The organism is Pseudarthrobacter sulfonivorans, assembly GCF_024391045.1.
Classification (GTDB): Bacteria; Actinomycetota; Actinomycetes; order Actinomycetales; family Micrococcaceae; genus Arthrobacter; species Arthrobacter sulfonivorans_B.
The window spans coordinates 1-21177 of sequence record NZ_JANFCZ010000023.1 but is presented as its reverse complement, the minus strand read 5'-3'; the positions used below and the strand labels follow the sequence as shown (position 1 = coordinate 21177).

The window sequence follows — 21177 nt, the reverse complement described above, 5'->3', positions numbered from 1 at the left end:
TCCACCACCACCAAGGAGCAGAACCATGATTTACGAACTCAACCACTTTGGCATTTTCGTCGAGGACATTGACAAGACCCTCGACTTCTACGCCAAGCTGGACGCCAAGAAGGTCTTCCATCACACCATCGAAGGCCCCCAGGTCCAGGTTGTGTACCTGCAGCTGGCCGGCGGCATGATTGAACTCGTCTTCAACCCCAACGCCCCGGCCGGCTGGAAATACGGCATCGACCACCTGGCGTTTATGACTGACGATTTGGAAGGTGACTACCAGCGTCTGATCGACGCCGGCTGCACCGGGGACGAAGCCCCCAAGAAGGCCGGCACGGGCAAAGGCACCCTGGCCTTCCTGCGCCGTCCGGACGGCGCGCGCATCGAACTCCTGGAACGCGACGTTGACTTCCGCATCGCCGACTCGGGCGACGGCATCATCAAGGGCTTCGACCACTACGCCTACGGTGTGGACGACCTCGACGAGGCCTCGGAGTTCTTCGCCAAGACGATGGGCATGGCGCATGTTGTGAACATCCCCACCGGCGGGGGCACTCCCACCCGGTCTTTCTACAACATTGGTTACGACGTCCTGGGCCTCCGGGTTGCCGAGGAGGGCTCCGAGCGCTTCCCCCACTTCGCCCTGCGGGTGGACAACGTGGACGAAACCCTTGCCGTACTGGCTGACCGCGGCGTGCAGCCTGTTGTTGCGTCCGCTGCGTCAAAGTCCGGCCTCGGCCGCAACGCCTACTTGGCCGATCCGGACGGCGTCCGGATCGAACTGCTCGACAGGCCGGAACTCAGCACACTCTAAGCTTCTACGCGCTGGCGCCGCAGTCTGGACCTTTCCGGTTCGGCCTGCGGCGCCCCTGTATGTCCGCTGGCACACCAGCTGAGTCGGAAACCGAGTACCGGCTGCTCTTGTCCTCGCCGCGCTGTCTCCCTACCATGATGCATACCGACTCTGGGGGTTTGGGCATGCTAATTGAACAGCACTTGACCTGGCGTGGTTCCGGCGCGGGAGCCCTGCTTGATATCCACGGCCATTCGGAGGCCGCCCTGGCGGGCTCCCTGGCACAGCTCGTTGCGACATCACTCAGCGATCTGTCCCGCTGGCCGGTGGAAAGCACCGTGACTCTGGTGAGGCCGGACGGGACGCCGCGCCTCGGCACAAGTACTGAAGGCGCCGCCGTCGACCTTTCCCGCTGGGATCAGCGCACCGGTGCGGGACCCACGGCGCGCGCCCTCCGCGGCCGGCTGTCCATCATCCTCAACGACCGCGCCCCGGACCCACGCTGGCCCGAGTACTGCGCGAGCCTCACGGCGGCCGGTTACCGGTCCGCCGTCGCAATCCCCCTGCCGCTGGAAGGCGGCCACAGCGCCGCCCTGACCCTCTACTCCAGGACGGCGAACACGTTCGCGCCGGGTGTCGCCACCAAGGTCCTGGTCTTTTCCGGCATCGCGGCCAAGAGCCTGCGGCTGGCACTGAAGCACCGCGCCGACCTTGCCCTGTCCGCGGAGCACCGCGCCGCCCTGGCCAGCAGCACCGCGATCAACACCGCCTGCGGAGTGCTCATGGGGCAGAACAACTGCTCCTACGAGTCGGCTCACCGGCTGCTGCTGCAGGAATCCAAGCAGCGGAACCTCACCATCCGCGAAGTGGCCGAGGGCCTCCTGCAGGTCCTGCCCGGCGGGATCCCCGCCAGCCACTTCACAGCCCGCGCCTGACGCCGGTGCGCGTCCCCGCCCCGCATCCCCCAAAAAGTAGGTCGCAGCAGATGTCGTTCTGAGGCCTCAAAACGACATCTGCTGCGACCCAGTTGGGCGGGGACGCGCAGGGACGGTCAGCGCAGAATGACTGTCCGCCCGCCGTCGAGCATGATCCGGCCCTCACAGTGCCACCGCACCGCGTTGCTGAGGGCCTTGCACTCGGCGTCGCGGCCCACGCGGACCAGGTCCTCGGCCGTGTGCGTGTGGTCCACCTCGATGACCTGCTGGGCGATGATTGGTCCCTCATCGAGCTCGGCGTTGACGTAGTGCGCCGTGGCGCCGACGGTTTTCACGCCGCGGTCGTAGGCCTGGTGGTACGGCTTGGCACCCTTGAAGGACGGCAGGAACGAGTGGTGGATGTTGATGGTTTTGCCCGTCAGCTTCGCCGACAGTTCGTCGCTGAGGACCTGCATGTACCGTGCCAGGACCACCAGCTCCACATCAAACTCGTCCACCAGTTCCAGCAGCCGCGCCTCCTGCGCCGGCTTGGTCTCCTTGGTGACCGGCAGGTGGAAGAACGGGATGTTGTGCCACTTGACCAGGTCTTCGTGGTCCAGGTGGTTGGACACCACGGCCACGATTTCCACCGGCAGGTCCCCGGTGCGAGCCCGGAACAGCAGGTCGTTGAGGCAGTGCCCAAACTTGGACACCATGATCAGTACCCGGCGTTTGCGGCCGTTCGGCTCCAGCTGCCAGTTCATGGACCACTCGGCGGCCAGCGGCTCGAAGTCCCGGCGCAGTTCCTCGGTGCTGAAGGCCTTCTTCCCGGCGGCGAAGTGCACCCGCATGAAGAACTGCTGCGCCTGCCGGTCACCGAAGTGCTTGGTGTCGATGATGTCGCAGTCGTGGTCCAGCAGGAACCCGGTGACCGCGTGGACGATGCCCGGGGACTCGGCGCAGTTGACGGTAAGGACGTGTTCGGTTTCCACTTAGTGCTCCTGGTGTGCTTTCGCGTGGGCGCTGGCCTTCGCCTCGGCGCTGGCCTTCTCCTCCGCAATGACCTTCTCGTTGTCGAGGTCCTTCTGGAACTGGGCGTAGCGGGCCAGGTGGGTGGGCCGCTTGCGCAGGACGAACCAGGCGACGCCGAGGATGACGAACCAGATCGGCGTCACCAGCAGTGCCACGAACGTGTCCGGCTGCGTGGTCAGAGCCCACAGCACGAAGGCGAAGAACGCGAAGACCACCCAGACCATGGGGATGCCGCCGGGCATCTTGTACTTGGAGGCCTCGTGCAGGTGCGGACGGCGTGAACGGAACTTCAGGTAGCTGGCCAGGATGATGGACCAGACAAAGACGAAGCAGACGGCGGACACGGTGGTCACCATGTCGAACGCCTTGGCAATGTCCGAGCCGGCGTACATCAGGATGACGCCGGAGAGCAGCAGGACGCAGGAGAGGAACAGGGCGTTCTGCGGGACCTTGCGGCGGGACAGGCGGCTGAACACGTTGGGTGCATCGCCCTCCTGGGCCAGGCCGTAGACCATGCGGGAGGTGGAGTAGATGCCGGAGTTGGCCGAGGACATGGCCGAGCTGAGCACCACGAGGTTCACGATGGTGGCCGCGGCGCCGAGGCCGGCCAGGGAGAACATGGCGATGAACGGGCTGTGGCCGGCCTGGAACTGGGTCCACGGGGTGACCGACATGAGGATGATGAGGGCGCCCACGTAGAAGAGCAGGACGCGGATGGGGATGGAGTTGATGGCCTTCGGCAGGTTCTTCTCGGGATCCTTGGCCTCGGCGGCGGTGGTGCCCACCAGTTCAATGCCCACGAACGCGAACACGGCGATCTGGAAGCCGGCAACAAAGCCCATGAATTCGTTCGGGAACATGCCGCCGTGGCTCCACAGGTTGGAGAAGGTGGCAGGGCCGGCGTCGGACTGGAAACCGCTGAAGATCATGAACAGGCCCACGATGATGAGCGCGGCGATGGCGATGATCTTGATCAGCGCGAACCAGAACTCGGTCTCACCGAACGCCTTCACGGTGGCGAGGTTGAGGACCAGGAGGATGATGACGGTGGCAATGCCCGGAATCCACAGCTGAATGCCCGGCCAGAGTTCCTGGGAGTACCCGGCGATGGCGATGACGTCCGCAATGCCGGTGATCACCCAGCAGAACCAGTAGGTCCAGCCGGTGAAGAAGCCCGCCCACGGTCCCAGCAGGTCCGCGGCGAAGTCGCTGAAGGACTTGTAGTTCAGGTTGGAGAGCAGCAGTTCGCCCATGGCCCGCATCACGAAGAACAGCATGAAGCCGATGATCATGTACACGAAGATGACGGACGGGCCGGCCGCGGAAATGGTCTTGCCGGAACCCATGAACAGGCCGGTGCCGATGGCGCCGCCAATGGCGATCAGCTGGATGTGCCTGTTGCTGAGCTGCCGCTCCAGGTGGGGCGGCGTGCCCGGGGTGTTGACGGTTTTAGTACTCACGTGCTGCTCCTCGAATAAGTGCTGGCTGGAGTGCCGTTGGGGAAGACGCGGGACCCACTTCATCGGGGACCGCATCGAGGTTGTTGAAGCTGTAAAGATGGATCCCTGCGAGGCCGGGCTGACTTTCGAGCGCGGCCACCAGGGACTTGGGTGAGTAACGGTCCCCGCTGAGCAGCTTGCGCGCCAGCGGGCCTTTGCGGCTGAGGAATTTCAGGGAACTTCCGACGCCGATCTGCGTGGCCAGGTTGACCAGCTTGGTCCGCGGGACGGACCCCGCCACGCCCGCCCAGACGGGCAGGTCAACGCCCTCACGGCGCAGGAGCGCCGCGAAGTCGAGGATTTTCGGGGCGGAGAAACACATCTGGGTAACGATGCTGGTGGCCAGGTGCTGCTTGGCCATGAGCTCGTCCACCAGGTCAAGGGCGGCCACCGACGGGTGGCCTTCCGGGTAGCCCGCCACGCCTGCGCGCATGCGGCCCCCGGTGTACTGGGCGATGTCTTCGAGCAGCGGCAGGGCCGACTCGTACGGGCCGGCCGGGTTCTTCCGGTCGCCGCCGATCACAAACACTTCACCGATGCCGGCGACGTCGCAGTCGCGCAGGGTATCGGTCAGCTGGGCCCGGCTCGGCATGCTGCGCGCGGCCAGGTGCGGGATGACGGTATAGCCAAGCATGCTCAGCTCCACCGACACCCGCATGGTCCGTTCGATCCCGTGGTGCGGCAGGCACGTCACGGTGAGCGCGGTGGTCAGCGGAACCAAATTCTGGACCTGGTCCACGATCCCCGGGGAGGGGATGATCTCGATTCTGGTAGGGAACATCATTGGTCCTTATCTAGATTTCCGGAGGTTCCCGGGCTCAGCTCGCGTGGGCTGCCAGCAGTGAGCTGGCTTCCTGGCGGGTGCTGCCTGAGGACTCGATGTGCGCGAGCTCGGCGGGGATTTCCCAGCCTTTCTTCCGCATCGCGGTGGCCCAGAGCCGGCCGGCACGGTAGGAGGAACGGACCAGCGGGCCGGACATGACGCCGAGGAACCCGAGTTCGTCCGCCTCGTGCTGGAGGTCCACGAATTCCTGCGGCTTGACCCAGCGGTCCACCGGCAGGTGCCTCTCGGACGGGCGCAGGTACTGGGTGATGGTGATCAGGTCACAGCCGGCCTCATGCAGGTCGCGGAGGGCTTCGGAGATTTCCTCGCGGGTCTCGCCCATGCCCAGGATCAGGTTGGACTTGGTCACCATGCCCAGCTTCCGGCCCTGCGTGATCACATCCAGGGACCGTTCGTAGCGGAACGCGGGCCGGATCCGCTTGAAAATCCGGGGCACGGTCTCGACGTTGTGCGCGAAGACCTCGGGCTTGGAATCGCAGATCGCCGCGATGTTCTCGGGCTTGCCGGAGAAGTCCGGGATCAGCAGCTCCACGCCGGTGCCGGGGTTCAGTTCGTGGATCTTCCGGACCGTCTCGGCGTACAGCCACACGCCCTCGTCCTCGAGGTCGTCGCGGGCCACGCCGGTGACGGTGGCGTAGCGCAGCTGCATGGCCTGCACGCTCCGGGCCACCTTGGTGGGTTCGAACATGTCCACCGGGGAGGGTTTGCCGGTATCGATCTGGCAGAAGTCACAGCGCCGGGTGCACTCGGAGCCGCCGATCAGGAACGTGGCTTCCTTGTCTTCCCAGCACTCGAAAATGTTCGGGCAGCCGGCCTCTTCACAGACCGTGTGCAGGCCCTCTTTTTTGACCAGGTTCTTGAGCTGGACGTACTCAGGACCCATCTGGACCTTGGCCTTGATCCACTCCGGCTTCCGCTCCACGGGGACAGCCGAGTTCCGCTGCTCAACACGCAGCAGCTTCCGGCCTTCTGGTGCCAGTGTCATCAGTACTCTTTCCTTAGCATTCCACCACGTTGACGGCGAGGCCGCCCATGGCTGTTTCCTTGTATTTGGAGCTCATGTCCTTGCCGGTTTCCCGCATGGTGACAATCACTTCGTCCAGCGACACCCGGTGGGTACCGTCGCCCCAGAGCGCCATCTTGGCCGCGTTGATGGCCTTCGCGGCGGCGATCGCGTTCCGCTCGATGCAGGGAACCTGCACCAGCCCGCCGATCGGATCGCACGTGAGGCCCAGATTGTGTTCCATCGCGATTTCCGCGGCGTTTTCCACCTGTTGGGGTGTGCCGCCCATGACCTCCGCGAGCCCTGCCGCCGCCATCGACGACGCCGAGCCCACCTCGCCCTGGCAGCCCACCTCGGCGCCCGAAATGGACGCCTGTTCCTTGTAAAGCACCCCGATGGCACCGGCGGTGAGCAGGAACTTGACCACAACGTCGTCGCGGTCTTCCTGCGTTGCCTTGTCCATCCCGGGTGCGAAATGCAGTGCGTAATACAGGACCGCGGGGATGATCCCGGCCGCGCCGTTGGTGGGCGCGGTGACCACGCGGCCGCCGGATGCGTTCTCCTCGTTGACCGCCAGGGCGATCAGGTTCACCCATTCCTGCCAGTATTTCGGGTCCCGGTCCTTGTCCTCCTTGAGGAGGCGTTCGTGCCAGTCAGGCGCACGACGGCGGACCTTCAGTCCCCCGGGCAGCAAGCCTTCGCGCTTCAGGCTGACGTTGACGCATTCCTCCATGACGGAGTAGATGTGCAGCAGGCCCTCGCGGATCTCCTCCTCGGTGCGGGAGGCGCGTTCGTTGACGAACATGATCTCGCCGATGGACAGGCCCTTGGACTGGCACCGGCCCAGCAGCTCCGCCGCGGTGCGGAACGGCAGCGGCAGTTCCTTCTTGGACTCGTCGAGTTCCTTCAGGGCTGCGTCTTCTTCGCCTTCGCGGACAATGAAGCCGCCGCCGACGGAGAAGAAGGTGGCCTTGTGAAGCTCTTCGCCGTTTTCGTCGGAGACCGAGAAGGTCATGCCGTTGGTGTGGCGCGGCAGGACGGTCAGCGGGCGCAGGATCATGTCCTTGACGCCGTAGGGAAGCTGTACGCCCCCGCCTTCACCGGCGCCGGCAAGCTGCAGCATCCCGGTCTCGGCGATCGCGGCGAGCCGCTCCTCCACCTCATCCGGCAGGATCTTTTCGGGGTGGTACCCCTCCAGGCCCAGCAGGATGGCCGTCATGGTGCCGTGGCCGTGGCCAGTTGCAGCGAGCGACCCGTAAAGGTCCACCCGCAGCCCCGCGACCCTGTCCAGGACCCCGGAGCTTTTGAGCTCCTCGGCAAACACAGCAGCGGCGCGCATGGGCCCCACCGTGTGCGAGCTCGACGGTCCGATCCCGATCGAAAAAAGATCAAAGACTCCAACAGCCATGACGGTTCCTAACTAACTAATTCTTCGTGATGCGGCACCGCAGTAGACGGTGCCGCACGGGGTGCCGGCGGGACTGGCATCCGGCAGCGTGCGTCAAAGCGAGGAACGAGCTAGCACGCAGAGGATGTCAGTCCCACCGGCCCAGAGGGCTAGAGGCCCGGGTACAGCGGGTGGGCTTCGGCGAGTGCCTCGACCCGGTGACGGAGACCGGAAAGGTCCGCGTCGACGTCGGCAATCAATGCCTCGGCGATGATGTCCGCAACTTCACGGAACGCTGCCTCGCCGAAGCCACGGGTGGCCAGGGCGGGGGTGCCGATGCGGAGACCGGAGGTGACCATCGGGGGGCGCGGGTCGAAGGGCACGGCGTTGCGGTTGACGGTGATGTCAATCGCGGCCAGGCGGTCTTCGGCCTGCTGGCCGTTGAGCTCGCAGTTGCGCAGGTCAACCAGGACCAGGTGGACGTCGGTGCCGCCGGAGATCACGGAGATCCCCTTGGCGGTGACGTCCGGCTGGACCAGGCGGTCGGCCAGGATGCTGGCACCCAGCAGGACGCGCTGCTGGCGTTCCTTGAACTCGGCCGAGGCCGCGATCTTGAAAGCCACAGCCTTGCCGGCGATGACGTGCTCCAGCGGCCCGCCCTGCTGGCCCGGGAACACTGCCGAGTTGATCTTCTTGGCGATGTCGGCGTCGTTGGAGAGGATGATGCCGCCGCGCGGACCGGCGAGGGTCTTGTGCGTGGTGGAGGTGACAACGTGGGCGTGCGGCACCGGGCTCGGGTGCAGGCCAGCTGCAACCAGGCCGGCGAAGTGCGCCATGTCCACCATCAGGTAGGCACCCACCAGATCAGCGATCCGGCGGAACTCGGCGAAGTCCAGCTGGCGGGCGTAGGCGGACCAGCCGGCAACGATCAGCTGCGGCTTGGTCTCCAGCGCCAGGCGCTCCACCTCGGCCATGTCAATGGTGTGGGTGTCTTCGCGGACCTGGTACGGGACCACGTTGTAGAGCTTGCCGGAGAAGTTGATCTTCATGCCGTGCGTCAGGTGACCGCCGTGGGCCAGGTTCAGGCCCATGATGGTGTCGCCCGGCTTGATGAGCGCGTGCATCACCGAAGCGTTGGCCTGTGCACCCGAGTGCGGCTGCACGTTGGCGAACTCGGCGCCGAACAGTGCCTTGACGCGGTCGATGGCCAACTGCTCGATGACGTCAACGTGCTCGCAGCCACCGTAGTAGCGCTTGCCCGGGTAGCCCTCGGCGTACTTGTTGGTCAGGACCGAGCCCTGTGCCTGCATGACGGCGACAGCGGTGTGGTTCTCCGAAGCGATCATCTCAAGGCCGTCACGCTGGCGGCCCAGTTCGTCGTTGATTTTGACGGCGATTTCCGGGTCCAGCGCGCTCAGGTCCGCGTCCAGACTCGGGGAGACTACCTGCTCGAAGGTGGTTTCCGCTGTGGTGCTCACAGTTCGCCGCCGTTTGCCTCGGCGTATTCCTGTGCGGACAGCAGCGGGCCCTCTTCGGTCACGGTGACCTTGAAGAGCCAGCCGGCACCGTACGGGTCAGAGTTGATCACTGCGGGATCGCTGACGGCGCCGTCATTGATCTCGGTGACCTCGCCCGTGACCGGGGAGTACAGGTCGGAGACGGACTTGGTGGACTCGATCTCGCCACAGGTTTCGCCTGCGGTCACGGTGGCGCCTACCTCGGGCAGGTCCACGTACACAATGTCGCCCAGTGCCTCAGCAGCTACAGCGGACACGCCAATGACGGACGGACCTTCGCCGTCGGTGGAGATCCACTCGTGCTCGGCGGAGTACTTCAGTTCAGCGGCAACCTTGGCCATGTTGTGTTTCCTTAAGTTCGGTATCGAAAGTGAGAGAGCGTTCGCCCAAACACCACATCAAGTGAGAGAGCGTCCGGTCAAAACGTGCAACAAGTGAGAGAGCGTTCTGGGGTGGTTGGGGTTCGGCCCAACCACCGGAGTTGGGGTGGTGGGCTCGAGGGGCCGGCAGCCCGGGGTTCGGCCCACCCACCGGAGTTGGGGCTGGGGCTGGCATCCGGCAGCATGCGTCAAAGCGAGGAACGAGCAGCATGCAGAGGATGTCAGCCCCAGCCCCCGGAGGGCTTACTTTTGGCGCTTGTAGAACGGGAGGGCGATGACCTCGAAAGGCTCTGCCTTGCCGCGCAGGTCGACGTCCAGGGCGGTGCCGAGTTCGGCGTGCTCGACGTCGACGTAGGCCAGTGCAACCGGGTAGCCGAGGGTGGGGCTGGGCTGGCCGGAGGTCACTTCGCCTACGACGTTGCCGTCCTTGAGGACCGGGTAGCCGCCACGGCCGGCGCGGCGTCCGAGGCCCTTCAGGCCCACGAGCTTGCGCTTGGAACCGGCTTCCTTGGCTGCTTCGAGGGCGGAGCGGCCCACGAAGTCGCCTTCCTTGGACTTGAGCGCCACCACGGGGCCCAGGCCGGCGTCGAACGGTGAACGCTCGAGCGAGAGCTCGTTGCCGTAGAGCGGCATGCCGGCTTCGAGGCGCAGCGAGTCGCGGGAGGCGAGGCCGCACGGGATGATGCCGAACTCTTCGCCGGCTGCGGCAACCTTGGCCCACAGGTCAGCGGCGTCGGCGTTCGGAATGAACAGTTCGAAGCCGTCTTCACCGGTGTAGCCGGTGCGGGCCAGGATGACGTTGTGGCCGGCGATGGTCAGCTCGTTGAACGCGTAGTACTTCAGGTCGGTGACCAGCGCGTGCTGGGCCTCGTCCGTCAGCTTCAGCAGGATGGCCTCGGCCTTGGGACCCTGGACGGCGATGAGGGAGGTCTCCGCGGAGGCGTCCTCCACCTTCACGTCGAAGTTCGCTGCGCGCTCGGCGAGGGCGGCGGCGACGGTAGGTGCGTTGCCCGCGTTGGGGACCACGAGGTACTTCTCGTCACCGAAACGGTAGACGATCAGGTCATCGATGATGCCGCCGTCGGCGTTGCAGATCAGCGAGTACTTGGCCTTGCCGTCCGCGATGGCGGAGAGCTTGCCCACCAGGGCGTAGTCCAGGAACGCGCCGGCCGCGGGGCCGGTGACCCAGACTTCGCCCATGTGGGAGAGGTCGAACAGGCCGGCTGCGTTGCGGACTGCGTGGTGCTCAGCGAGCTCGGAGCTGTACTTCAGGGGCATCTGCCAGCCACCGAAATCGGTGAAGGAGGCGCCGAGTTTCTTGTGCTCTTCGTAGAGCGCGGTGTACTTCTCAGTCATGGTCGGAATCCTTAGTCTTCAAACTCGGAAAGCGGCGGGCAGGAGCAGATGAGGTTACGGTCGCCGCCGGCGCCGTCGATGCGGCCTACCGGGGCGAAGTACTTGTCCTGCTTGAGGTGGTGGACCGGGAACACGGCCTGCTCACGGCTGTAGCTGCGGTTCCAGTCGGAATTTACGACGGCGGCAGCGGTGTGGGGTGCGTGGCGCAGCATGCTGTCCTCCACCGTGAAGTCGCCGTTGGCAACCTGGTCGATTTCCTTGCGGATGGTGATCATCGCGTCGATGAACCGGTCGATCTCCACCAGGTCCTCGGACTCGGTGGGCTCCACCATCAGGGTGCCCGCAACCGGGAACGCCAGGGTGGGGGCGTGGAAGCCGTAGTCGATGAGGCGCTTGGCCACGTCCTCGGCGGTGACGCCGGTCTTCGCGGTCAGTGCGCGCAGGTCCAGGATGCACTCGTGCGCAACCAGGCCGCCCTCGCCGGTGTAGAGGACCGGGAAGTGCTCGTTGAGGCGGGCCGCAACGTAGTTCGCTGCGAGCAGCGCGCTCTTCGTGGCTTCCTTCAGGCCTTCGCCGCCCATGAGCTTCACGTACGCCCAGGAGATCGGGAGGACGCCGGCGGAACCGAAGTTCGAGGCGCTGATAGCCACGCCGGTTGATACGGCGGAGCCGGTCTGGTGTGCCGCCTTGTTGGCGTCGCCGGGCATGAACGGTGCCAGGTGGGCCTTGGCTGCGACCGGGCCAACGCCGGGTCCGCCGCCGCCGTGCGGGATGCAGAAGGTCTTGTGCAGGTTCAGGTGGCTGACGTCGCCGCCGAACTTGCCCGGCTGTGCCAGACCCACCAGGGCGTTCAGGTTGGCCCCGTCAACGTAGACCTGGCCGCCCGCTGCGTGGACAGCGTCGCAGATCTCGGTCACGTCAGCGTCGTACACGCCGTGGGTGGAGGGGTAGGTGATCATGATGGCCGAAAGGACATCCTTGTGGGCCTCGATCTTGGCGAACAGGTCCGCGTGGTCGATCGTGCCGTCGGCAGCGGTGGCCACAACGACCACCTTCATGCCCGCCAGGACGGCGGACGCGGCGTTGGTGCCGTGGGCCGAGGCCGGGATCAGGCAGATGTTGCGCTGGGTGTCACCGTTGGAGCGGTGGTAGCCGCGGATGGCGAGCAGGCCGGCGAGCTCGCCCTGGGACCCGGCGTTCGGCTGCAGGGAGACCTGGTCGTAGCCGGTGATCTCGGCAAGGTCAGCTTCCAGGCCGCTGATCAGTTCGCGCCAGCCCACGGTCTGGGACTCCGGAGCGAACGGGTGGATGGAGGCGAACTCCGGCCAGGACATGGCTTCCATCTCGGCGGTGGCGTTCAGCTTCATGGTGCACGAACCCAGCGGGATCATGGTGCGGTCCAGGGCCAGGTCACGGTCGCTCAGCTTGCGGATGTAACGCAGCAGCTGGGTCTCGGAACGGTGCGTGTTGAACACCGGGTGCTGCATGAACTCGGAGGTGCGGAGCACCTCTGAGGGCAGTTCGAAGCCCTTCGCGTCCGCTACCGGACCGGCACCGAAGGCGACGGCGATCGAGGACAGGACATCCGTCGTCGTGGTTTCATCCACGGAGACGCCGATGGTGTCCGCGTCGATGTGGCGCAGGTTGATCCCGCGTGCTTCGGCGGCGGCGATGACCTTGTCGGCCTTGCCCGGGACGGACACCGTGAGGGTGTCGAAGAAGGTCTCGGTGGCCAGTTCGCGGCCGGCAGCCTTCAGCGTGGTGGCGAGGGTGCGGGCGTGGGTGTTGACGCGCTCGGCGATCGCCTTCAGGCCGTCCGGGCCGTGGTAGACGGCGTAGAAGGAGGAGACGATGGCCAGCAGTGCCTGCGCGGTGCAGATGTTGGAGGTGGCCTTTTCGCGGCGGATGTGCTGCTCGCGGGTCTGGAGTGCCAGACGGTAGGCGGGCAGGCCGGCGTCGTCCTTGGACACACCGACGAGGCGGCCGGGCATGGAACGCTCCAGGCCCTTGGCGACGGCCATGTAGGCGGCGTGCGGGCCGCCGAAGAACAGCGGCACGCCGAAACGCTGGGTGGAGCCGACGGCGATGTCAGCGCCCTGCTCACCGGGAGGGGTGATCAGGGTCAGGGCCAGCAGGTCAGCGGCGACCGTGACCAGCGCGCCGCGTTCCTTGGCTTCCTTGATGACTGCGGACTGGTCCCAGACACGGCCGGAGACGCCGGGCTGCTGCAGGACGATGCCGTTGATGTCGCCCTCGGGCAGGCCCTTGGACAGGTCGGCGACCTCAACCTCGAAGCCCAGGGCCTCGGCGCGGCCCTTCACGATGGCGATGGTCTGCGGCAGGACGTCGGCGTCCAGGACGGTCTTGCCGTCGTGCGCGGCCTTGTTCTTGTTCGCGCGGCGCATCATCAGGACGGCCTCGGCGACGGCGGTGGCTTCGTCCAGCAGGGAGGCGTTGGCGATGGGCAGGCCCACGAGGTCCTGGACCATGGTCTGGAAGTTCAGCAGTGCTTCGAGCCGGCCCTGGGAAATCTCGGGCTGGTACGGCGTGTACGCGGTGTACCAGGCCGGGGCTTCGAGGATGTTGCGGCGGATCACGGCGGGCGTGATGGTGTCGTAGTAACCCTGGCCGATCATCTGCACGGCCATCTTGTTCTTGCCAGCGAGCGTACGCAGCTCGGCCAGGACCTCAACCTCGCTGAGGGCGGCATCGAGGGCCAGGGGCTTGGCCTGGCGGATCGAATCGGGGACGGCAACGTCAACCAGGCCGTCAACGCTGTCGTAGCCGACAGCCTTGAGCATGGTTTCGATGTCGGCCTGGCGGCGGGCACCGATATGCCGGTCGGCAAAGTTGGTGGGGGACGACTGAACAGTCATGAAAGGAACTCCATAATTCAGGTGGCGTCCGCTGGGTACGCCACATTGATTCGGGTTCCTCTCCGCTCTGTATTGGACCTGAGAGTTTCCGCTCCACCTGCTTTTACAGGATGGCGCTTGCACCGTCGGTGAGCCCGTTGCCGGACTGCTTTCCAGAGTTGCCTAACCGCGGCGGTACGTGGGCCTGAGAGATTCCCGGAGAGGATTTGCTCCTACGGCGCCTGCTTAACGTACTGGCAGGACTCTCCCGCCGCAGATCAATAGCTGTGTCACAAAAGTCCGTGACACGCCTCACAGCTTACCGCGTCCTGGTTCCGCTCGCAATTCTCCGGACCGCGACGGCCGTCACAGCCCGCCACCCAACCAACGCGGGGTCACTCTACGCCCGATATTTACACATTATCGGGCTTAGGGTGACCCCGCGTTGCTGTGAAAAGGCCGACGACGGTCTGAGCGTGTCTACGCGTCGGTGCTCTTCCGCCGTCGTCGTTCGTTGCGGCGCAGCTGCAGGATCCGCGCTCCGCCTGCGATGGCTACGAGGATCCCGCCCCCGACGGCTGCGATGAAGAAAGCCACACCCTGCGCAAGGCTGCCCTCCCAGCCGAGAAACCTGACTGCGACCATGTCCTGGTTCTGGATAAAGAAGATGATCAAGAGCACCAACACCACGAGGCTGACTGCCACCGCACTCCAGATGACGGCGGCCCGGGTTGTGCGGGTCCTGTCGGTGGCACTCCCCTGGGCTGGAGAAACAGGCGCGGTGGGCCGGACTGCGGGCTGAGCCGGCGGGTTGGCTAAGTTCTCCGGCTGAGCAGGCGGGGTGGGCGGCGCGTCTGAAGGTTGCAGCGGTTCTTCTGTGCTCATACCGTCATTGTCCGCCTCCAGGGGGGCTTTCGGGGGCAACCGGGCCGTTCAGGCCGAAGGAGTTGGGCAGGTCAGGCCGGGGCGTCGGCCGTCAGCCGCTCACCGTTGTAGAACTCAAGCTGCCAGCCGTCGTCGATGTGGTGGTGGGCGAGGTTGAGGACGGCGTTGTCGATGCTGTGCAGGGTGCGGCCGATGGCGCGGCTGAGGCTTACCCGCAGCAACGTGCCGTGGGCCACCACCAGGACGCGCTGGCCCCGGAATTCCTCCGCCAGGGCCTCCAGCGCGGTGAGGCCCCGGATGGCTGCTTCCTCTTCGCTCTCGGCGCCCTGGAAGCCGCCCGGAATGCGCAGGGCCTCCAGCTCGGGACCGGCCTGCATGCCTTCCGCCTGGCCGAAACTGCGCTCCGTCAGTTCCGGGACGTGGCGGGCCACGGTCAATCCGAGCCCGTCGGCGATCAGGCCGGCGGTTTCCGCCGCACGGCTCAGCGGCGAGGACACCACCGCGTCCCACTGGTGACCGGAAAGATTGGCGACGGCGTCGCGCGCCTGTCCGCGGCCGACGTCGTTCAGGGGAATGTCGGTGGCTCCCTGGAGCCGGCGCTCGGCGTTCCAGTCAGTCTGGCCATGGCGTACGAGGGCGAACGTCGTGAAGGTCATGCCTTCCATTGTCCCCGACGGCGGGACGGTGGCGGGCCGGGCGTGACGGGCCCCACTCCCACCGGTCAACTGGTCATCAGCGGGCGGCCAGCCGCCCCATGCGTCGAACCTAATGCACTAGCGGGCGCCGCCGGCCGGACCGCTTCCCACCAGCGGCACCACCGTGACCGAGCCGAGGTTGCGCAGCGAGGCCCGCGCCTTCGCTTCCAGGCCATGCGCGACGGCGGCGAACTCGCCCAGGTGCGTGGCGGCGTCGGCCGGGACGGTGATTTCCGCGTGCAGCCGGTGCCCGCTCCACCGCAGGCGCGAGGAACTTCCCTCCGGCGCGTTCTCGGCGACCAGCGCCGCGAGCCGGTCCGTCAGGGCAGGATCGACGCCGTCCAGCAGCCGTCGGCCGACGTCCCGGACCGTGCCCCACAACAGGACGCCGATGGCCGCGGAGATGAGCAGCCCGACGATGGGATCAGCCAATGGGAATCCCAGCCAGATACCCACCACTCCGGCGACCACGGCCAGCGACGTGAACCCGTCCGTCCGGGCGTGAATGCCGTCCGCCAGCAGGGCGGCCGAGCCGATTCGCCGGCCCACCCGGATCCGGTAGATGGCCACCAGCTCATTGCCGGCAAAGCCCACCAGCCCTGCCGCCAGTACCCAGCCGAGGTTGTGCACGGGCTGCGGTTCAAAGAAGCGGCGAATGGATTCGACGGCGGCAACAACTGCCGAAAGGGCGATCATGGCCACGATGAACAGGCCGGCCAGGTCCTCGGCTTTGCCCAGGCCGTAGGTGAAGGTCCGCGAGGCCGGCCGGCGGCCCAACACAAACGCGATCCAGAGCGGTACCGCGGTGAGGGCATCGGAGAAGTTGTGGACCGTGTCCGCAAGTAGGGCCACGGATCCGCTGATCAGGACGATGACCAGCTGGAAGACGGAGGTGGCGCCGAGGCCGAGCATGGAAATCTTCACGGCCCGGATGCCCTGGGCACTGCTCTCCAGTGCATCATCCACCGAGTCCGCGGAGTCGTGGGAATGCGGGACGAACAGTTCCTGCAGCCAGCCCTTGAACCCCGAGGCGTGGTGGTGATCGTGACCGTGGTGGTGCTCGTGATCGTGCCTGTGGTGGTGGCCGTCATGGCTGTGCTCGTGTTCGTGGTGGTGGTGCGTCTCCTCCCCGTGGTGAGGCCCGCCGTCGGCCGTTTCCGGGTGCAGGTGCTGGCCGGTCTCGGCCTGCTTGTGGCTCATTCCGCGGCCCCCCAAGAAGCGTGAGCTGCCATGCCATGGTTTGGAGCTATCCCCAAGGTGTGCTCGGCCTGATGGATGGCGTCCGCCACCAGCTGCCAGGCGTGGCCATTTTGCAGGTGGTAAAAGACCTTGGTTCCCTCCTGGCGGGTGGCGACCAGCCGCGCCAGCCGCATCTTGGCCAGGTGCTGGGACACGGCGGCGGGCGTCTTTCCGGCGATTTCTGCGAGCGCATTCACGGGAAGCTCGCCGTCACGGAGGGCCAGGATCAGCCGTACCCGGGTGGCATCGGCCAGCATCGCAAAGACTTCCACCGCCAGCTCGACGTATTGGCTGTCGGGGGTCAACCCTACAGTCTGGCTATCAGGCATCAGCTCCAGAGCCTTCGTATCTGCATTCATACGCAGATACTTTCATTTCCGGGGTGCCGGTGCAAGGCGGGGCCGGCCACGGAACTCACGGACCTTGCCTGAAGGGGCCACAGCACGCGCCTGCATCTCGCGGAGGAGAATGTCCAGCCCTGACGGCCCTTCCGGCAACTGTGCCAGCCGCAATATTTCGGCGGCCACCGCAGCGAGTTTGATGTTGCGGTGACTACTGTGGGCAACGAGCATCTGAAAGGCATCGTCTGAACCCACTAGCAACCTGCCCATCAGGATGCCCCGGGCCTGGTCGATAGTGCCGCGCGTGGCGGTGGCCGCCACCACAGCCTCCCGGGTGACCTCCTCCGTCTCCCGGCGCAGCGTGGTGGACACATCAAGAAGGATGCCCTCCAGCGCCGTCACCGTCCCGTTGCTGTCCACGATCGCATCGCCGGAGGTCAGGACATGGCGGGTGTATAACTGGGCATCGATCACCCGGTGATACATGCAGAAATAGCCGCCATGACGGAGCACCTTCGCCACGATCTCCTGGCACCGCTGCCTGTCGTCGGGATGCTTATGGGAGTACAGCAATTCCAGGGTGGGCACCACCTCGCCCCGCCCATAGCCGTGGATCCGGTACATCTCATCGGACCACTGGAGCGCCCCGGAAGGAAATTCTGCCCGGAAAGTGCCTGCCAGGCAGAGGCCGTCGCCGAGGGCGCTGGAGTAGGTCATCGGGCTGTTGAGATTAGCCATCGGGGGACGCCTCCAAACGATATCCGGCCACCGCCATTGGAAGCCAGCATCCCTCCAGTATGGACTCGGCGCTGTTCGCAGTGACAGTCAGTGGAGCCTTCGTTGCGGCTCCCGGTGGCGGCGGGAGACGGTTAAAGAGCTTGACCGCTATACCCCCTGGGGGTATATTAAAAGTGTTGTCAGTGAAGTGGTATGTCCAGGCAGGTGCCCCGCACCGCCGTCACAGCCGTTCAACCCCAGCGCCCATCACCACGTCGCGAAGGAAGAGAACCAGACATGTCTGCAACCGGGAATGACTCTCACAACCAGCGTCCCGGCGGAGTAGGCGTGCATGGCCACGACACTCCGGGCCACACCGCCCCAACCCCCGAAAGCATGGCCCACACGCACACGGACCACGCCGCACACAAGCACGGCGCCGACGACGACCACACCGTCCACACGCACGGCCAGCATGCCGGCCACAGCACGGCCATGTTCAAGAACCGGTTCTGGCTCACCCTGGTCCTCTCGGTGCCCGTCGTCTACTTCAGCCCCATGGTGGGACACCTGCTGGGCTACATGCCTCCGATGTTCCCCGGCTCGGCCTGGATCCCCGCCGTTCTGGGAACAGGCATTTTCTTCTACGGCGGCCAGCCGTTCCTGAAGGGCGGCGTCCAGGAACTGAAGAACCGCCAGCCCGGAATGATGCTGCTGATCGCCATGGCCATCACCGTGGCGTTCGCCGCGTCGTGGATCACCACCCTGGGCATCGGCGGCTTCGACCTGGACTTCTGGTGGGAACTGGCATTGCTGGTGGCCATCATGCTCCTCGGCCACTGGCTTGAAATGCGAGCCCTCGGCTCGGCCCAGGGCGCCCTCGATGCGCTCGCCGCGCTGCTGCCCGATGAGGCGGACCGCGTCACCGCCGACGGCACCGAGACCGTGCCCGTGTCCGAACTCCGCGAAGGCGACACCGTCCTGGTCCGCTCCGGGGCCCGGATGCCGGCCGACGGCACCGTGGTGGACGGCCAGGCCGAGTTCGACGAATCCATGATCACCGGCGAATCCAAAACCGTCCCGCGCGGCGTGGGCGACAGTGTGGTGGCCGGAACCGTGGCCACGGACAACAGTGTCCGCGTCCGCGTCACCGCCGTCGGGGACCACACCGCACTCGCCGGGATCCAGCGCCTCGTCGCCGAAGCCCAGGCGTCATCTTCGAAGGCGCAGGCCCTGGCCGACCGGGCCGCAGCATTCCTGTTTTACTTCGCGGCCGGCGCCGGCGTGATCACGTTCATTGTCTGGACCCTGCTGGGCAGTGTGCCCGAGGCCGTCACGCGCACCGTCACCGTGCTGGTGATCGCCTGCCCCCACGCCCTGGGCCTGGCCATTCCGCTGGTGATCGCCATTTCCACCGAACAGGCAGCCCGGGCCGGCGTCCTCATCAAAAACCGGATGGCCCTTGAACGCATGCGCACCGTGGACGTGGTCCTCTTCGACAAGACCGGGACCCTGACCACCGGCGAACCCGACCTGAAGGACATTGCCGCTGCCCCGGGCGTCGACGAGGGTACCCTGCTGGCCCTGGCGGCCGCCGTCGAGTCCGACAGCGAACACCCCGTGGCCCGCGCCATCGTCCGGGCCGCACGCCAGCGCGGCCTGACGCTGCCGGCCGCACGCGACTTCAGCTCTCTGACGGGACGCGGCGTCCGCGCCACCGTGGACGGACGCGAGGTGCACGTTGGCGGACCCGCGCTCCTGCGCGAGCTCGGCGTCGTCGAGCCCGAATCCCTGGCGCTGGCCACCCGCGGGTGGATGGACCGCGGCGCCGCGGTGCTGCATGTAATTGACGACGGCGGCCGCGCCCTGGGTGCCGTGAGTCTCGAAGATGCCGTGCGGACGGAGTCGCGGCAGGCCGTAGCGGCGCTGCAGAACCGCGGTGTCCGGGTGGGCATGATTACCGGCGATGCCCGGCAGGTAGCCCAGGCCGTGGCGGAGGAACTGCACATCGACGAGGTATTCGCCGAGGTCCTGCCTGCGGACAAGGACAAGAAGGTGGCCGAGCTGCAGGCCCGCGGACTGAAAGTGGCGATGGTGGGCGACGGCGTCAACGACTCCCCGGCGCTCGCCCGTGCTGAGGTGGGAATCGCCATCGGCGCCGGAACCGACGTTGCCATGGAAACAGCGGGTGTGGTCCTGGCCGGAAACGATCCCCGGGCGGTGCTGTCCATGCTTGACCTCTCCCGGGCCAGCTACCGGAAGATGTGGCAGAACCTGGTCTGGGCGACCGGCTACAACGTCCTGTCAGTGCCGCTGGCCGCGGGCGTCCTGGCCTTCGCCGGCGTGGTGTTATCGCCCGCCGCCGGTGCGGTACTGATGTCCGTTTCCACCATTGTGGTGGCACTCAACGCCCAGCTGCTGCGGCGCGTGAAACTCAACCCCGCGGACGTACGTTGACCCTCCAACGCTCTCTCACTTACCGCAGGTTTTCGGCCAACGCTCTCGCGGATCCTGCAGGTTTTCGCCAGACGCTCCTGCGCTGTGCTCTTCTCCTGGGGCTTCTGGCAGTGATCGCCGGGATCTTCGGCATGCACGTGATGACCGGCGGACATGCTGCGCACGGCTCCGGCTTCGCCAACAGCACTGTCAGCAGCCACCCCAGCACCGGCACCGTTTCCACGGGCGCCGCGGCCGCCGTCGGACATTCCCATCAGCACACGGAACCTCTTGCCGGGCACGCCGAGAAGCCATCCGCGGCGGCCGGCTCCTGCGGCGGTTCGTGCCACAGCATGGTGACGTCTGCCGCGTCCTGCACGCCCTCGGCCAAGACCGGCACCCTGACGGTCTTTCCGCCACCCGCCGGCGGGGTCATCGTCCACCCGGACCCGCACTGGTCCGGCCACCCCGCACGCATTTACCCTTACCGACCGCCGGGTCCAACGCCCTGCGAACTGTCCATCAGCCGGACGTAAACCGGAACTGCGCCATCCAACCCCATCGCAGTTCCCACCATCGTTTTGAAGGACACTTTCCATGAACACCAAGATTCGCACCACCGTGATCGCTGCGGCCCTGACAGCCTCCCTGGGCCTGGCCGGCTGCGCAGCCGAGTCCACCCCCGCCGGCGGGATCACCATGCCCGGGATGCACGGCGCCAGCTCAGGCCCCATGTCGGGCATGATGCCGGACGCTGACGACGACCATAACCAGGCGGACATCATGTTCGCCCAGATGATGATCCCGCACCATGCCCAGGCGGTGGAGATGAGCGACATCATGCTCGCGAAGCAGGACATCCCGGCAGACGTCACCACCCTGGCCACCAAAATCAAGGCAGCCCAGGCCCCCGAGATTGAACTGATGACCGGCTGGCTGAAGGCCTGGAACCAGCCCACCGGCATGACGGGCTCAACCGTGCCCGGCCATTCGATGGGCGGCATGGTGGACGCGGACGGCATCAACAAGCTGAAGTCAGCCCAAGGTACCGACGCCGTCCGGCTGTTCCTCCAGCAGATGATCGGCCACCACGACGGCGCCATCGACATGGCCCAGCAGGAAATCCGCACCGGCAAGTACCCCGCCACAATCCAACTGTGCCGGGACATCGTGACCTCGCAGGGGGCGGAGATCAAGGAGATGAAGGCGCTGCTGGCCGGCCTCTGACCCCATCCCGGGCTGAGAGAGCGTTACGGGAAAACCCACATCAACTGAGAGAGCGTCGGATCGGGC

General features: G+C 66.2%; 19 protein-coding genes and 1 riboswitch. Of the genes, 5 read left to right on the top strand and 14 right to left on the bottom strand.

All coding sequences use genetic code 11. The annotated features are described in order from the left end of the window. The first annotated feature begins 25 nt into the window (after nucleotides 1-25). Together NQJ30_RS14640 and NQJ30_RS14635 are read left to right on the top strand one after the other, a co-directional pair. Nucleotides 26-805, top strand: a complete 780-nt coding sequence (locus NQJ30_RS14640; protein ID WP_255770698.1) for a VOC family protein — start codon at nucleotides 26-28, stop codon at nucleotides 803-805. Nucleotides 806-969: 164 nt separating this feature from the next. Next, the gene (locus NQJ30_RS14635; protein WP_255770697.1) at nucleotides 970-1719 is read left to right on the top strand and encodes a GAF and ANTAR domain-containing protein; all 750 of its coding nucleotides are present in this window, start codon (nucleotides 970-972) and stop codon (nucleotides 1717-1719) included. A gap of 116 nt (nucleotides 1720-1835) precedes the next feature. Here NQJ30_RS14635 and purU read toward each other — a convergent pair whose 3' ends face one another. From purU to NQJ30_RS14565, 14 genes are all read right to left on the bottom strand, one after another. Next, entirely contained in the window at nucleotides 1836-2690 is an 855-nt protein-coding gene (purU, locus tag NQJ30_RS14630) for a formyltetrahydrofolate deformylase (protein WP_255770696.1), read from the bottom strand. Further along, complete coding sequence (cycA, locus tag NQJ30_RS14625) at nucleotides 2691-4190, bottom strand: D-serine/D-alanine/glycine transporter (protein WP_255770695.1); 1500 nt, start codon at nucleotides 4188-4190, stop codon at nucleotides 2691-2693. Next, nucleotides 4180-5013, bottom strand: a complete 834-nt coding sequence (locus tag NQJ30_RS14620) for a methylenetetrahydrofolate reductase (RefSeq protein WP_255770694.1) — start codon at nucleotides 5011-5013, stop codon at nucleotides 4180-4182. Before NQJ30_RS14620 ends, cycA begins: the two co-directional genes overlap by 11 nt. A gap of 34 nt (nucleotides 5014-5047) precedes the next feature. Then, nucleotides 5048-6058 (bottom strand): lipoyl synthase, encoded by a 1011-nt coding sequence (gene lipA, locus NQJ30_RS14615; protein ID WP_255770693.1) that lies wholly within the window; start codon nucleotides 6056-6058, stop codon nucleotides 5048-5050. A gap of 13 nt (nucleotides 6059-6071) precedes the next feature. After that, complete coding sequence (locus NQJ30_RS14610; protein WP_255770692.1) at nucleotides 6072-7484, bottom strand: L-serine ammonia-lyase; 1413 nt, start codon at nucleotides 7482-7484, stop codon at nucleotides 6072-6074. Between the two features lie 149 nt (nucleotides 7485-7633). Then, nucleotides 7634-8941: a serine hydroxymethyltransferase gene (gene glyA / locus NQJ30_RS14605; protein ID WP_308215245.1), complete on the bottom strand. Its 1308-nt coding sequence runs from the start codon at nucleotides 8939-8941 to the stop codon at nucleotides 7634-7636. Continuing rightward, nucleotides 8938-9321: a glycine cleavage system protein GcvH gene (gcvH, locus tag NQJ30_RS14600; protein WP_255770691.1), complete on the bottom strand. Its 384-nt coding sequence runs from the start codon at nucleotides 9319-9321 to the stop codon at nucleotides 8938-8940. Before gcvH ends, glyA begins: the two co-directional genes overlap by 4 nt. Before the next feature lie 282 nt (nucleotides 9322-9603). Next, nucleotides 9604-10716 (bottom strand): glycine cleavage system aminomethyltransferase GcvT, encoded by a 1113-nt coding sequence (gene gcvT / locus NQJ30_RS14595; RefSeq protein ID WP_255770690.1) that lies wholly within the window; start codon nucleotides 10714-10716, stop codon nucleotides 9604-9606. An 11-nt stretch (nucleotides 10717-10727) separates the two neighbouring features. Then, nucleotides 10728-13592: an aminomethyl-transferring glycine dehydrogenase gene (gcvP, locus tag NQJ30_RS14590; RefSeq protein WP_255770689.1), complete on the bottom strand. Its 2865-nt coding sequence runs from the start codon at nucleotides 13590-13592 to the stop codon at nucleotides 10728-10730. 162 nt (nucleotides 13593-13754) lie between these two features. After that, a riboswitch (glycine riboswitch) is annotated at nucleotides 13755-13852 on the bottom strand. A gap of 199 nt (nucleotides 13853-14051) precedes the next feature. Further along, the gene (locus NQJ30_RS14585) at nucleotides 14052-14456 is read right to left on the bottom strand and encodes a LapA family protein (RefSeq protein ID WP_255770688.1); all 405 of its coding nucleotides are present in this window, start codon (nucleotides 14454-14456) and stop codon (nucleotides 14052-14054) included. A gap of 71 nt (nucleotides 14457-14527) precedes the next feature. After that, nucleotides 14528-15121 carry a histidine phosphatase family protein gene (locus tag NQJ30_RS14580; RefSeq protein WP_255770687.1) on the bottom strand — a complete coding sequence of 198 codons (594 nt, stop codon included), beginning with the start codon at nucleotides 15119-15121 and terminating at the stop codon, nucleotides 14528-14530. Nucleotides 15122-15229: 108 nt separating this feature from the next. Next, complete coding sequence (locus tag NQJ30_RS14575; protein ID WP_255770686.1) at nucleotides 15230-16351, bottom strand: cation diffusion facilitator family transporter; 1122 nt, start codon at nucleotides 16349-16351, stop codon at nucleotides 15230-15232. Then, the gene (locus NQJ30_RS14570; RefSeq protein ID WP_255770760.1) at nucleotides 16348-16719 is read right to left on the bottom strand and encodes an ArsR/SmtB family transcription factor; all 372 of its coding nucleotides are present in this window, start codon (nucleotides 16717-16719) and stop codon (nucleotides 16348-16350) included. The genes NQJ30_RS14575 and NQJ30_RS14570 overlap by 4 nt, the downstream gene beginning before the upstream one ends. A gap of 42 nt (nucleotides 16720-16761) precedes the next feature. Beyond that, nucleotides 16762-17469: a PAS and ANTAR domain-containing protein gene (locus tag NQJ30_RS14565; protein WP_255770685.1), complete on the bottom strand. Its 708-nt coding sequence runs from the start codon at nucleotides 17467-17469 to the stop codon at nucleotides 16762-16764. 276 nt (nucleotides 17470-17745) lie between these two features. Between NQJ30_RS14565 and NQJ30_RS14560 the strand changes: the two genes are divergently transcribed. The 3 genes from NQJ30_RS14560 to NQJ30_RS14550 all read left to right on the top strand — a co-directional run bounded on the left by NQJ30_RS14560 (nucleotide 17746) and on the right by NQJ30_RS14550 (nucleotide 21111). Further along, on the top strand, nucleotides 17746-19905 hold the full coding sequence (locus NQJ30_RS14560; protein WP_374113274.1) for a heavy metal translocating P-type ATPase: 2160 nt from the start codon (nucleotides 17746-17748) through the stop codon (nucleotides 19903-19905). Continuing rightward, nucleotides 19902-20420: a hypothetical protein gene (locus NQJ30_RS14555; protein WP_255770684.1), complete on the top strand. Its 519-nt coding sequence runs from the start codon at nucleotides 19902-19904 to the stop codon at nucleotides 20418-20420. The genes NQJ30_RS14560 and NQJ30_RS14555 overlap by 4 nt, the downstream gene beginning before the upstream one ends. Before the next feature lie 61 nt (nucleotides 20421-20481). Next, nucleotides 20482-21111 carry a DUF305 domain-containing protein gene (locus tag NQJ30_RS14550; RefSeq protein ID WP_255770683.1) on the top strand — a complete coding sequence of 210 codons (630 nt, stop codon included), beginning with the start codon at nucleotides 20482-20484 and terminating at the stop codon, nucleotides 21109-21111. Nucleotides 21112-21177 lie beyond the last annotated feature (66 nt).

What these genes read in the sequence shown, in the direction of transcription:
- NQJ30_RS14640 (WP_255770698.1), top strand. Translation starts at nt 26, where the DNA reads ATGATTTACGAACTCAACCACTTTGGCATTTTCGTCGAGGACATTGAC.
- NQJ30_RS14635 (WP_255770697.1), top strand. Translation starts at nt 970, where the DNA reads ATGCTAATTGAACAGCACTTGACCTGGCGTGGTTCCGGCGCGGGAGCC.
- NQJ30_RS14620 (WP_255770694.1), bottom strand. Translation starts at nt 5,013, where the DNA reads ATGATGTTCCCTACCAGAATCGAGATCATCCCCTCCCCGGGGATCGTG.
- lipA (WP_255770693.1), bottom strand. Translation starts at nt 6,058, where the DNA reads ATGACACTGGCACCAGAAGGCCGGAAGCTGCTGCGTGTTGAGCAGCGG.
- NQJ30_RS14610 (WP_255770692.1), bottom strand. Translation starts at nt 7,484, where the DNA reads ATGGCTGTTGGAGTCTTTGATCTTTTTTCGATCGGGATCGGACCGTCG.
- gcvH (WP_255770691.1), bottom strand. Translation starts at nt 9,321, where the DNA reads ATGGCCAAGGTTGCCGCTGAACTGAAGTACTCCGCCGAGCACGAGTGG.
- gcvT (WP_255770690.1), bottom strand. Translation starts at nt 10,716, where the DNA reads ATGACTGAGAAGTACACCGCGCTCTACGAAGAGCACAAGAAACTCGGC.
- gcvP (WP_255770689.1), bottom strand. Translation starts at nt 13,592, where the DNA reads ATGACTGTTCAGTCGTCCCCCACCAACTTTGCCGACCGGCATATCGGT.
- NQJ30_RS14585 (WP_255770688.1), bottom strand. Translation starts at nt 14,456, where the DNA reads ATGAGCACAGAAGAACCGCTGCAACCTTCAGACGCGCCGCCCACCCCG.
- NQJ30_RS14580 (WP_255770687.1), bottom strand. Translation starts at nt 15,121, where the DNA reads ATGGAAGGCATGACCTTCACGACGTTCGCCCTCGTACGCCATGGCCAG.
- NQJ30_RS14575 (WP_255770686.1), bottom strand. Translation starts at nt 16,351, where the DNA reads ATGAGCCACAAGCAGGCCGAGACCGGCCAGCACCTGCACCCGGAAACG.
- NQJ30_RS14570 (WP_255770760.1), bottom strand. Translation starts at nt 16,719, where the DNA reads ATGCCTGATAGCCAGACTGTAGGGTTGACCCCCGACAGCCAATACGTC.
- NQJ30_RS14565 (WP_255770685.1), bottom strand. Translation starts at nt 17,469, where the DNA reads ATGGCTAATCTCAACAGCCCGATGACCTACTCCAGCGCCCTCGGCGAC.
- NQJ30_RS14560 (WP_374113274.1), top strand. Translation starts at nt 17,746, where the DNA reads ATGTCTGCAACCGGGAATGACTCTCACAACCAGCGTCCCGGCGGAGTA.
- NQJ30_RS14550 (WP_255770683.1), top strand. Translation starts at nt 20,482, where the DNA reads ATGAACACCAAGATTCGCACCACCGTGATCGCTGCGGCCCTGACAGCC.